The sequence below is a fragment of the Sphingobacterium pedocola genome (assembly GCF_015209965.1).
GTDB lineage: Bacteria > Bacteroidota > Bacteroidia > Sphingobacteriales > Sphingobacteriaceae > Sphingobacterium > Sphingobacterium pedocola.
In genome coordinates, this window is the sequence record NZ_MU158690.1 from 1306021 (window position 1) to 1319023 (window position 13003).

At 40.8% G+C, this 13003-nt stretch carries 6 protein-coding genes and 1 tRNA gene; 5 read left to right on the plus strand and 2 right to left on the minus strand.

The window, feature by feature from the left end; all coding sequences use genetic code 11:
- Window positions 1-10: 10 nt before the first annotated feature.
- Entirely contained in the window at window positions 11-3403 is a 3393-nt protein-coding gene (locus C4F40_RS15430) for a 3-keto-alpha-glucoside-1,2-lyase-like domain-containing protein (RefSeq protein ID WP_196940278.1), read from the plus strand.
- 56 nt (window positions 3404-3459) lie between these two features.
- On the opposite strand, the gene C4F40_RS15435 is transcribed toward C4F40_RS15430, so the two are convergent.
- Together C4F40_RS15435 and C4F40_RS15440 are read right to left on the minus strand one after the other, a co-directional pair.
- Window positions 3460-4416, minus strand: coding sequence for a ribose-phosphate pyrophosphokinase (locus C4F40_RS15435; RefSeq protein WP_196940279.1), 957 nt, complete (start codon window positions 4414-4416; stop codon window positions 3460-3462).
- 221 nt (window positions 4417-4637) lie between these two features.
- Window positions 4638-4708 (minus strand) — tRNA-Gln (locus C4F40_RS15440).
- Window positions 4709-4965: 257 nt separating this feature from the next.
- Between C4F40_RS15440 and C4F40_RS15445 the strand changes: the two genes are divergently transcribed.
- The 4 genes from C4F40_RS15445 to C4F40_RS15460 all read left to right on the plus strand — a co-directional run bounded on the left by C4F40_RS15445 (window position 4966) and on the right by C4F40_RS15460 (window position 12967).
- Complete coding sequence (locus C4F40_RS15445; RefSeq protein ID WP_196940280.1) at window positions 4966-7995, plus strand: glycosyltransferase family 117 protein; 3030 nt, start codon at window positions 4966-4968, stop codon at window positions 7993-7995.
- Between the two features lie 113 nt (window positions 7996-8108).
- Window positions 8109-8654 carry a bifunctional pyr operon transcriptional regulator/uracil phosphoribosyltransferase PyrR gene (gene pyrR, locus C4F40_RS15450; RefSeq protein ID WP_196940281.1) on the plus strand — a complete coding sequence of 182 codons (546 nt, stop codon included), beginning with the start codon at window positions 8109-8111 and terminating at the stop codon, window positions 8652-8654.
- A 26-nt stretch (window positions 8655-8680) separates the two neighbouring features.
- Window positions 8681-9619 (plus strand): aspartate carbamoyltransferase catalytic subunit, encoded by a 939-nt coding sequence (locus C4F40_RS15455; RefSeq protein ID WP_196940282.1) that lies wholly within the window; start codon window positions 8681-8683, stop codon window positions 9617-9619.
- Window positions 9620-9937: 318 nt separating this feature from the next.
- Window positions 9938-12967: a tetratricopeptide repeat protein gene (locus C4F40_RS15460; RefSeq protein ID WP_196940284.1), complete on the plus strand. Its 3030-nt coding sequence runs from the start codon at window positions 9938-9940 to the stop codon at window positions 12965-12967.
- Window positions 12968-13003 lie beyond the last annotated feature (36 nt).

Below are 13003 nucleotides of genomic sequence, written 5' to 3' on the forward strand. Positions count from 1 at the left end.
AACTATTGACATGAAGAAAGTATTTAATACCCTATCCGTTTTATTATTATTTCAAGTGGCGGCTTATGCGCAGCAACCCGCAGGCCGGAGCTCCGACACAAAGATTGCCGATGTATTAGCCCAACAACCTGCGGTAGAACAGGCTAAATTCATTATGGCCATGAAAGAACTGGAAAACTTTTCGGCCGAAGATATTGCCAACTTATTGGTCGGTCTTAAACCGCAGGGTGGAAACAACGCGGCGATAGAATATGCTTCCAATTCCTATGCATTTTATGTTATGCAACCTGGATTTGAGAGTAAGAGAAACGTTTTTGTAAACGGTTTGCTTTTGGCTCTGGATAAAATTGAAAATAAAGACAATAAAGGGTTCGTGCTGGAACTATTAAAACAATGTGCGAAAAATGAGGCGATCCAGCAGGTGTCCGCCTACTTAGCCGACGATTATTTGGTCGAAAAGGCAGCCCGTGTGCTGAATGGAATCCGTACACCGGAAGCTGCTTCTGCGTTGAATGCTGCTTTAACGACGACTACATCCGAAGAAGCTACTATAGCGATCATCGCGGCACTGGGTGATCTAAAGGATGAAAATTCTGAAGCCCGGATCCTTGAGCTCAATAAACAATTTGAATCTCCGAATTTTCAACGTAATGCACTTACTGCGTTAAGTAAGATTGGAGGTGTTGCGAGTTATGATACTTTCTTGACTAGTGCGCGTGCGGTTAACTACGGATTTGATAAGTCCAATGTATCGGGATTAGCTCTGGATTACGCCCATATGTTGACAAAGAAGGATGAGGCGTTGGCGGGAAAATTAGCTTCGATACTTTACCAAGAAGCAACCAAGGCACAGGCATCGACAATAAGGGTAGGTGCACTCGCATTGTTGACGAGCATCAACCCGGCTAAGCAAAAGAAAGAATTGCTGAAATTGGCCTCCGCAGACGACGCTGTTGTCCGTAATGTAGCACTCGATCTGCTCTCGCAAAATACGTCAACGTCTGATCTGATAAAATTAGCTTCCTCTTTGAAGAAATTGGATCCCGATGCGCAGGAAAGCGTGTTGAATTTCCTGGGCACGAAAGATGCAGATAAAGCAATTCCGGTTCTGGAGAAAAATCTAGCTGTTTTAAAAGATACCGACGCTAAAATTGCAGCATACAATACATTGTCAATCCTTTCCAAAGGTGAAAACGCCACATTTTTAATAAAGCAGATTCCTGCTGCCAACGAAGCGGAATTGAAGGCTTTAAAAACGCTGTTATTGACGGCAAAAGGCAACCGTGCCATGGATGATGTAAATAATGCTCTGGTTTCAAGCGATGTCAAGACGCAATTGGCGCTCTTGGATGTTTTAAAGCAGCGTGCTAATCCCAATTCGTCAGGCGCTGTGCTTGCACTTACAAAAAGTAACGATGAAGCTGTTCGTTTAGCGGCTTTCAATGCATTGCCAAATGTTGCGAATGATGCAGATTTTGATACAATCATCAGCTTACTAGGTACCGCTTCGGAAAAGGAAATCAATTCCATTCAACAGGCAGCCATATTTGCATTACGGAATAATGCAGAGAAAGAAGCGAAAATTAAACAGTTGTCAGCTAATATCTCCCGCTCCGCCTCGCCTTCAGCGGCGCGATATTTCCCTATTCTTGCAGGGGTCGGTGGCAGTGGAGCTTTAGAATCCGTAAAAAACAATCTTAATGAAGGGAATGTAAATAAATATCAGGCAATTAGTGCATTAGCAAATTGGTCTAACGCGGAATCTTTAGAAGCGCTCACCTCACTGTTGCGTACGGAGAAAGATCCGACGAATTTTAATGTTGTGTTCAGCGGCTTCATAAAACAATTAAATGCGGGGACTCTTCCTGCAGCGCAAAAAACTTTGCTCCTGCGGGATGCCTTTGAATTGGCGCAGACTCCGGAACAAAGGAAGCGCGCGTTGTCGGCTCTTCAATCTACAGGGACATACCAAGCGCTGATCTTTGCGGGTAAATACCTGTCAGATCCGGCATTAAAAGGCGCGGCAACAAATGTGGTTATGAATATAGCCATGGATAATGAAGACTTTGTAGGTAACGATGTGCGCTCTTTATTGACCGCGGCGAAGGATAATTTATCCGGCAGTGAAAGCTCCTATCTGCGTGAGGCAATCGTGCGTCATTTAGCGGAAATGCCACAGAAGGAAGGTTATGTGTCGATTTTTAACGGAAAAGATCTCTCCGGATGGAAAGGATTGGTCGAAAATCCAATCAAAAGGTCGCAGATGTCGGCACAAGAGCTCGCTCAGAAGCAGGCTAACGCAGATAAAAAAATGCGGGAAAGCTGGTCGGCTATTAATGGAGATCTTGTTTTTAGTGGTCATGGTGATAATATCGCAACGGTAAAGGAATATGCTGATTTCGAGATGTTGGTGGACTGGAAATTAGATAAAAATGGAAAGGAACCTGATGCAGGTGTTTATTTGAGAGGTACACCTCAGGTTCAGATATGGGATATTTCGCGTATAGAGGTCGGAGCTGACGTCGGATCAGGGGGGCTGTATAATAATAAAACCAATTCAAAGCCAATTAAAGTAGCGGATAATCCATTGGGAGAATGGAATACATTCAAGATCCGTATGGTCGGTGAGCAGGTGTGGGTATGGCTGAACGGAGAGCTGGTGGTCGATGATGTAACCCTAGAAAATTATTGGGATCGTAATCAGTCGATCTTTCCAAAAGAACAGATTGAGTTGCAGGCTCATGGTTCGCAGGTATGGTATAGAGATGTGTTTATTAAGGAAATCCCACGTAAGGAAATCTATTCGTTAAGCGATCATGAGCGTAACGACGGATTTGAAGTGCTTTTTGACGGTGCTAATCTGGACAAATGGACTCCTTCAACGGCATATGAAATAACGGAAGAGGGCTACATGCGTTCTAATCCTGTTGCCAAATTGGGGAAAAATATATACACAAAAGAGGAATATGCTGATTTTGTATATCGCTTTGAATTTAAATTGACCACCGGAGCAAACAATGGAGTAGGAATTCGTGCACCGCTGGAGGGAGATGCTGCCTACCAGGGCATGGAAATACAAATTTTGGATGATGATGCCGATGTGTACGAAAAGTTAGCGCCTTATCAGTACCACGGCTCGGTATATGGTGTGATTGCCGCAAAAAGAGGTGCGCTGAAGCCAGTGGGTGAATGGAACGAGGAGGAAATCAGTGTGAAAGGGAATAAGATCAAGGTAACGGTGAACGGTGTGGTAATCGTAGATGGAGATCTAGGTGAGGCTTCAAAAAATGGAACGCTGGATAAAAAGAATCATCCAGGAATAAAGAGGGCCTCAGGTCATATCGGCTTTTTAGGTCATGATACGGAAGTGTTTTTAAGAAATATCCGGATAAAGCGGATATAAATAACGTAGAATCGTATTAATAGGGGGCTGTTTTAGAAAAGACAGCCCCTTATTTGTTAGTCAACTTGAAATAAATCGGAGATTGAACTATGTTCATTTATATTTTTAATAGCGTTGGCAAATAAATCTGCAGTGGATAGTAATTTGATTTTGCTACATTCTTTTGTTTTCTCAGGATTTAATTGAATGGTATCTGTAACGATCATTTCCGTTAGCACGGAGTTTTCAATCGTGTCGTAAGCTTTACCAGAGAGTACGGCATGTGTACATACAGCTCTTACCGAGTTGGCGCCATTTTCCATGATTAATGCTGCAGCTTTGGATAAAGTGCCTGCAGTATCGCAAATATCATCAATAAGAACTACATCCTGGCCCGTTACATCACCGATAATTGACATGGATTCAATTTCATTGGCACGTTTACGGCGTTTGTCACAGATAATTACTTCGGCATTAAAGAATTTTGCAAACGTACGTGCACGGTACGACCCCCCCATGTCTGGAGAGGCAATTGTCAGATTCGGTAGTTTAAGCGACTTAATATACGGTACGAAAATAATTGAGCCATCTAAGTGGTCTACAGGGATGTCAAAAAAACCTTGAATTTGAGCAGCATGGAGATCCATCGTCATAATTCGATGTGCACCGGCTGCCGTGATAAGATTAGCCATCAATTTAGCACCTATCGCAACACGCGGTTTGTCCTTACGATCTTGACGAGCAAAACCAAAATAAGGTACAACAACAGTAATGTAGTGTGCGGAAGCTCTTTTCGCAGCGTCGATCATCAAAAGTAGCTCGAAAAGATTGTCAGTAGGCTGATTTGTAGATTGAATCAAGAATACATCGCTACCACGAACAGATTCATTGTAATGCGGTTGAATTTCGCCGTCACTGAACTTGGAAAGCGTTTTATCGCCAAGCGGTTTCCCGTAGGATTTTGAAATTTTTTCTGCTAATTCCAAAGTGCCCGAACCAGCGAATAGTTTAACCGTGTTAAATTGCAAAGGCATGCTGTGTCTATTTTATGTATGAGATTTTATAAAAGAAATTATATCCACCATTAAGTCATTTAAATGGAATATCAGTATAGGTTTGACTATCTGGTATCTCTAAATGTTTGGCAAATTTATAGAAATGAATTTGAATTAGAAAAAATAAGATGAATGGCGACGAAATTGTCTAAAAATAAAAAAGAACATTACGCTCGTAATGCTCTTTTTTATTTTTTATGTTGCCCGACCTGGATTCGAACCAAGACAAACAGTACCAAAAACTGTCGTACTACCTTTATACTATCGGGCAAGCAACTGTCAACCCGTTGTTTGATCGTTTTGACGATGCAAATATACACCCGTTTTTTGTTTCTCCAAAACTTTTTTGGTTATTTTTCGGATAGGGTCTGATTCTCAATAAAATATTTTTAGTCGGCCTATAATGCCTGTTGAAATTCGGGTAGATATATGGGGCTTTTGTGTTAAAATATTTTAATATTATTCTTTTCTTAGGATGTAATCCTTATTTTCGGGGCGGGATTATTTAAGAATAACCGAACATTATATATGAACTATAACAAAATAAACAATCTACTTGGTTGGTTATGTGCCATTATCGCGACTTTAACTTATGTTATTACAGCAGAAAGAACTACCAGTTGGTGGGACTGTGGTGAATTTATTGCCTCCGCTTACAAGATGCAGATCGTACACCAACCCGGTGCGCCCCTTTTCCTGATGGTCGAAAATCTCTTTTCGAATTTTGCGATGGGCGATCGGACACGGATTGCATTTTGGATGAATATCGGCTCTGCTGTTTCCAGCGGTTTAACGATTATGTTTTTGTTCTGGACGATCACAGCCCTTGCCCGGAAGGTTTTTGCCGGTAAGGCTTCGTTAGCCGAAAAACTTTCGGATACCGCCGTCGTCCAAATCATGGGCGCCGGACTGGTTGGTGCGTTGGCGTATGCTTTCTCCGATACCTTTTGGTACTCTGCGGTGGAAGCTGAAGTATATGCAATGTCATCCCTATGTACTGCGGTCGTATTCTGGGCTATTCTGAAATGGGAAGTACGGGCCGATGAGCCGGGGGCGGATAGATGGCTGATACTCATCGCTTATGTGATGGGTCTTTCTATTGGCGTCCACTTGTTGAATTTACTGGTAATACCTGCTATCGCTTTGGTGATCTATTTTAGAAGATCCAAAAGCGTGACAACAAGCGGAGCTATAAAAGCTCTATTGATGGGAGTAGTGGTGTTGGCATTGATCCTTTGGGGAGTTATTCAATATTTAATCAAATTTGCTGCCTTTACCGATCTGTTCTTTGTGAACACACTTGGACTGGGATTTGGAACTGGAGTTACATTTTTTGCTCTTTTAATAGGAGGGGGACTCGTATATGGTATTTGGTACTCCATCAAAAAAATTAAGCCAATACTTAATATTGCGTTGATTTCACTTGGGTTTATAATTTTAGGATATAGTTCGTTTACTATGATCCTTATTCGGGCGAAAGCGAATCCAACATTGAACAACAGTGATCCAGATAATGTATTTACATTCTTAAGTTACCTTAACCGCGAGCAATATGGTGATGAACCGTTGTTTAAAGGACGCTTTTTCGATGCTAAACCTGTCGATATGGTAGAATCGGGCAGCGTGTACCGTAAAGATAATGATAAATATGTCGTTGCTAAAAAGAAAACAGAGTATAAATACGACAAGGAGACTGTGTTCCCGAGAATCTATAGCGAAAAAGGTGGTCATCCTGGTTTTTACCGTGAATATTTGGGCTTAGGGGAAAACCAATCGCCAACGTTTGCCGATAACCTGAAATTCTTCTTTGGTTATCAAATTGGACACATGTATGGACGATATTTTATGTGGAATTTCGTCGGTCGACAAAATGATATTCAAGGGCATGGTTCTTTGACAGAAGGAAACTGGATTAGCGGTATTAAACCTATTGATAATGTGTTAGTGGGCGGACAGAATGCTTTGCCTACCTCTGAAAAGGAAAATCCGGCACGAAATACCTATTTCTTTTTGCCGTTGCTCATCGGTTTATTTGGCGCTTTCTGGCATTTCGGGAAGAATCAGCGTGATGCTGGCGTAGTTGGATTGCTGTTTTTCTTTACGGGATTGGCGATTGTACTGTATTTAAATCAAACTCCACTTCAGCCCCGGGAACGGGACTACGCCTATGCCGGTTCATTTTATGCCTTCTCCATCTGGATCGGATTAGGTGTATTGGCGATTGCAGACGCATTGCGTAAAAAAATAAATGCCAAGACGGCAGGTTACGCAGCGATAGGAATTGGCGTGTTGGCTGCACCAATTTTATTGGCTTCTCAAAATTGGGATGATCATAATCGTTCGGAAAAATTTCTGGCGCGTGATATGGCGCGTAATTACTTAGAGTCGTGCGCTCCTAATGCAATTTTGTTTAGCTATGGCGACAATGATACTTATCCATTATGGTACGTACAAGAAGTGGAAGGCTTCCGTACAGATGTACGTGTGGTTAACCTAAGCTTGTTGAGTTCGGATTGGTACATGCGTCAGATGATGGAAAAAGTAAATGATGCAGATGCGCTGCCAATCAATATCGATCCTGAAAAAGTGAAAGATGGGGTGCGGGATGTGATCTATTATCAAGATATGCAGATTCCGGGATACATTAATGTACAGGATTTGTTGAATGTGATGTTGTCTGACAATCCACAAAATAAAGCACAGTTGCAAAGCGGTGAATACGTGAACTTATTGCCGACAAAAAATATGCAACTTGTAGTGGATAAAAATGCGGTGATTTCCAATAAAGTTGTGCCTAAGGAGTGGGAGGAATCTATTGTGGATACCCTTCAATGGAATTACTCTATGAATTATGTGAGCCGTGCCGAACTTTCCATTATGGCAATTTTGGCAAATAACAATTGGAAGAGACCGATTTATTTTACAACAACTACGCCAGAAGAAAATTATATAGGATTAAATCGTTTTCTAGTCTCCGAAGGGTTTGCGCTGCGCCTCATGCCGATTAATACCGGTTTAAATCAAGACGATCCAAGCTCGATCGTAAATACGGACGCGGTATATGATCACATTATGAATACGTATCAGTGGGGCAATTTGGCACATTCTGCCTTTTTGGATCCGGATTCTTATCGTTATATCAGTTTGTACGTAAGTTCGATATTTGGCGAGACGGCCCAGAGTTTAATTGCACAGAACAAAAAGGAGGAGGCACGTAAAGTGGTCTTGAAAGCATACGAAAGTATGCCAAGGAAAACTTTCCAGATGTCTGAAGCGATGAGTTATACACCGCTGGTTGACGCCATGTATAAAGTAGGGGAATCCGCTAAAGCGAAGGAAATAGTTGCGCGCAACCTGAAATACATCGGCGAGAACCTAAAATATTATATGGATATTTCGGAAACCAAAAATAATTTCGAATACCGTAACATTCGTTTTGGATTGGCCAGTATACAACGTTATCAACAGGTTTTGGAGACAAGCGGAGACAAGGAAATGAAAGCGGAAGTCGATAAGCTCTTCAAGGAATATGCCTATTTATTCCAACAGCAGCAATAACGGTGTTAGAAGGCAGCTTACTCTGTTAAGCTGCCTTTTTAATACCGAAAGATATCCTTTTTGTGGTTCCATTTTTTCGATAAAAAGTGTATTTTTGTTTAAATATTCCAGCGATGCAACAATCTATTTTATTAGACGGTCCCAAGTTTCAAATTACAATCAGACGACTGTGTCAACAACTGATTGAAAATCACGGAGATTTTAGTAAAGCAGCGCTCATTGGTATTCAACCGCGCGGTACTTACCTTGCACAGCGCTTGGCTAAAGAATTGGAAGTGATGACCGGTATTGACATTAGTTCTGGTATTTTGGATATCACATTCTATAGGGATGATTTCCGAATGAAAGGTAGCTCTCCGTTACTGGCAAATAGTACCCAGATAGATTTTATCGTTGATGGTAAGGATGTTATTCTTATTGATGACGTGTTGTGGACCGGTCGTACAATACGTTCTGCGATGGATGCGGTACAGGCATTTGGTCGTTCAGAAAAAATAGAACTTCTCGTCCTGGTAGACCGTCGATTTTCGCGGCAAATTCCTATTCAACCCGATTATATTGGGATTCAAGTTGATTCCATTGATTCTCAGAAAGTAATCGTCAGTTGGAAAGAAGTGGATCATGAGGATAGCATAGTGCTTATTACGGAAAAAAAATAGAGTTTTACACGGAGAATTTTGATCAGATGTCAACAACCACAGAACAGTTAAGTACGCACCACTTGCTAGGGATAAAAGACCTAACTGAAAAAGATATTCAGCTTATTTTAGACACAGCGGAGAATTTTAAAGACATCTTAAATCGCCCGATTAAAAAAGTACCTTCTTTAAGGGATATTACTATTGCGAATGTTTTTTTTGAAAATTCAACACGTACACGTTTGTCTTTCGAATTGGCGGAAAAAAGGCTTTCTGCAGATACCATAAATTTTGCCGCTTCATCTTCGTCTGTAAGCAAAGGAGAAACGCTGATCGATACAGTCAATAACATTTTAGCAATGAAAGTCGATATGATTGTGATGCGTCATCCCTATGCTGGAGCTGGCGTGTTTTTGAGCAAACATGTAGATGCACAAATTGTGAACGCCGGCGATGGTGCACACGAACATCCGACGCAAGCCTTGTTAGATTCTTTTTCAATCCGTCAGCGTTATGGGGATGTCGCGGGAAGAAAAGTGGCTATTATCGGTGATATTTTGCACTCCAGGGTAGCACTGTCGAATATTCTTTGCCTTCAAAAGCAAGGTGCAGAGGTGATGGTATGCGGGCCAACGACATTGATTCCGAAGCACATTACTTCGTTAGGGGTGAAAGTAGAACATGATTTGATGAAAGCATTGAATTGGTGTGATGTGGCAAACATGCTTCGTATTCAATTGGAACGTCAGGATATCGCCTACTTTCCTTCACTTCGTGAATACTCCATGCTCTATGGGCTAAACAAAGAACGATTAGATTCGTTGAATAAGGAAATAACTATTATGCACCCTGGGCCTATCAATAGAGGCGTGGAAATAACGTCTGATGTTGCCGATAGCAAACATGCTATTATTTTAGATCAAGTAGAGAATGGCGTGGCTGTACGCATGGCTGTTTTGTATCTTCTTGCAGGAAAGAGAGGATAGATGATGGCTTTCGCTCTTTCTGCGATTCGATTCCATGGTATTAGGAACCCTTCATAAGGGCGTCATGGACCTTCCTCATTGGGGCAAACCGAAGGTTTTTTATTCGGATTCATACAATTTCTGTTAAATCTTCGTTAAATAGTACAGTTATTAACAGATGTTAGCAACTTTTGAGGAAAACTTGTTTTTGAACGATTATTTTCGTATTCTGAAGCTAAGTCTTTTGCTGAACTTACCTATGTTTTAAACGACAGTAGATTTAGTAGTAAGTTTTTTTAAGAATTTATATAATACATAATAGATTACACACACACCACTATGTACAACAAAATTTACGGTTTAGGTGTCGCCTTAAGTTTATTATCAACTCCTATTTTTGCGCAACAAACGGCATGGCAAGATATTAACAAGGCATATAAATCCGGATTAGAATTATTTGAGAGAGGGAAGTATAGTTCGGCTGCTAAGCAGTTTAACCAAGTTGATGCGTTACGGACTAAATCAACGCTCCAATTGGATGAAACTGAGGAACTGACCTTGATAAAAGAGAATGTTCGTTTTTATCAAGCGATATGTGCATTGGAGTTGGGCGAGTCCGATGCTGAGGCGCAATTTTTAAAATATATTAAGGATTTTCCAGCTAGCGCTAACGCTAAAGCGGCTTATTTTCAAATAGGTCGTTCGTATTACGAAAAGAAAGACTACGCAAAGGCAATCGAATGGTTTTTGAAAATAGACTCGAAAAATCTTGCGGGGGCGGAGAATACGGAGTACCGTTTTAAATTGGGATATGCACAATTTATGACAGATGATTATGCTTCAGCTAAACCAGTCTTTGAAAGGTTAAAAGATGAAAAGAGTCAGTATCAGGAGGCTTCCATTTACTATTATGCTTACCTATCTTATTTGGATGCGGAATATAAAACGGCGCTGAACGAATTTGAGCGATTAAATGGGTCGAAAACTTACGAAACTAGCTATCCATATTATATTACAGCTCTTTACTTTTTGGATAAGCGTTATGATGATGTGTTAAGTTATGCCCTACCTATCTTGCAGACGACCAAACAAGAAAACGAAACTGAAATGTTCCGTATTCTCGGTGCAACTTATTTTATAAAAGGTGATTTGCAGCAATCAAAGTCTTATTACGATAAATTTCAGGCACAAGATCAAGGGAAAACACAGAATAATCAAGATAGCTATCAAATCGGTTATATTGCATATAAATTAGGCGATTATGAGAAAACAATCACAGAATTAGAAAAATTGAATGATCCCGATGCGTATTATCAATCGGCAATGATAACGTTGGGTGACGCATTTTTGAAGACAAATAATAAACAAAGTGCGCGTAACGCATTCTTTAGAGCATCTAAACTGGAATTTGATCCTCAACTTAAAGAGGAAGGCTTGTTTAATTATGCCAAACTTTCTTATGAGTTAGATTTTCATCAGGTAGCCTTAGATGCTACGCAGGAATACTTGGAGACCTATCCTAGATCCGCGCGTAACGAAGAGGCCAAAACCTTGTTGGCCGAGGTGCTTCTCAGCACAAAAAGCTATCGTGCAGCCGTCGATGTATTGGAATCTATCGATCGTACAACCAAGGAATCCAAAGCAGCTTATCAAAAAGTAACATATTACCGCGGGTTGGAATATTATAATGAGCGTGCATTTGAAAATGCGATTTCAATGTTTATGCGTTCAGAATCAAATCGTTATGATGAAGAAATCCATGCCTTATCAATCTATTGGAAGGCTGAGGCAATGTACGAAGTACGTAAATATCGTGAGGCGGTAGCTAATTTTAATAAATTTTTGCAACTTCCGGGTGCGCGAAACACAGATGTGTACAGTTACGCAAACTATGCGCTTGCCTATGCGGCTTTCCGGAACGATAATTATACTACAGCTGCCAATTATTTCGAACGTTTTCTGGCAACAGGAGGGAAAGATGGTATTGAATTAAATACGCGCAACGATGCCATTGCTCGTTTGGCAGATTCCTATTTTGGCGCCAAAAACTACGGTAAGGCGATGACACATTACGATCGTTTGATCAGCTCAAATGCACAAAGCCAGGATTATGCCTTGTTTCAACGTGGAATCATTCAAGGATTACAAGGAAATAATCAGGGTAAAATCGCCACGTTGAATTCGGTAATCGCAAAATATCCAAACTCCAACTATGCCGATGATGTTGCTTTTGAAGTTCCTTACACCTATTTCTTAATGGGAGAACACGATCAGGCAATAGCTGGGCTTCAATCCATGGTAGATAAGTACCCGCGTAGTTCTTACGTTCCACGTGCATTGGTTACAATTGGCCTAGTGCAGTACAATCAGGACAACAATGATGCTGCTTTAGCAACTTTCCAACGTGTTGTAAACCAGTACGCCACTACGGATGAGGCAAAACAGGCTATCCGCTCGATTGAAAATATCTATTTGGATAAGAATGATGCGACGGGTTATATTAAGTATGCAACGAGTACCAATATCGGCGATCTAAGTACGGCAGAACAGGATGCACATACATTTGGTATCGCACGTAATTTATTTGATAGAGGAAGTTGGCAAGGTGCTGTAGAGGCTATAAACGCTTACTTTGACAAGTTTCCGAAACCTATTCAAGAAAAATATGCACGATTTATCCGTGCGGAAAGTTATGCCGCGCTAGGTAGGGATAAGGAAGCACTCCACGATTATAATATTATTATGAATGATTGGACAAGTGCATATACAGAACGCACATTAGTGAGCGTATCTAAATTGCATTTGCGCAATAAGGCATATAATGAGGCGGTACAGGTGTTGAAGAAGCTTGAATTAACCTCGGAATACAAAGAGAATTATGGCTTTGCAATCCAAAATCTACTCGTAAGTTATTTCAATATTGGCGATTATATAGAGACATTAAATTACGCTAATCTGGTTAAAAATTACGAGAAATCTTCGCAAGAAGATATCGGTTTAGCGCACCTGTATGCGGCGAAGGCATATTTGGCGACTACAAAAACAGCAGATGCGACTAAAGAACTGAATTTGGCTGCATTGAAAAGTAAAACGGCAACGGGTGCTGAAGCACGATACTTGGTCGCTGAACAACAACTCAATGCCAAGCAATTTGATAAAGCGATTGAATCTGCTTTTGATATTTCGAATACGTTCTCTTCTTACGATTATTGGGTTGGTAGAGGATTTATTTTGATGTCGGATGCATACAAAGGGAAAGGCGACAATTTCCAGGCAAAAGCAACTTTAGAGAGTATCATTGAAAACTATGAAAATCAAGAAGATGGAGTAATCAAAGATGCAAAGGATCGTTTACAAAAACTAAAATAACAAGAAAAAATAAACAGATGAAACCGAGTCCCGATA

Coding starts and splice junctions, on each gene's coding strand:
- C4F40_RS15430 (WP_196940278.1), top strand. CDS start 11: ATGAAGAAAGTATTTAATACCCTATCCGTTTTATTATTATTTCAAGTG.
- C4F40_RS15435 (WP_196940279.1), bottom strand. CDS start 4,416: ATGCCTTTGCAATTTAACACGGTTAAACTATTCGCTGGTTCGGGCACT.
- C4F40_RS15445 (WP_196940280.1), top strand. CDS start 4,966: ATGAACTATAACAAAATAAACAATCTACTTGGTTGGTTATGTGCCATT.
- pyrR (WP_196940281.1), top strand. CDS start 8,109: ATGCAACAATCTATTTTATTAGACGGTCCCAAGTTTCAAATTACAATC.
- C4F40_RS15455 (WP_196940282.1), top strand. CDS start 8,681: ATGTCAACAACCACAGAACAGTTAAGTACGCACCACTTGCTAGGGATA.
- C4F40_RS15460 (WP_196940284.1), top strand. CDS start 9,938: ATGTACAACAAAATTTACGGTTTAGGTGTCGCCTTAAGTTTATTATCA.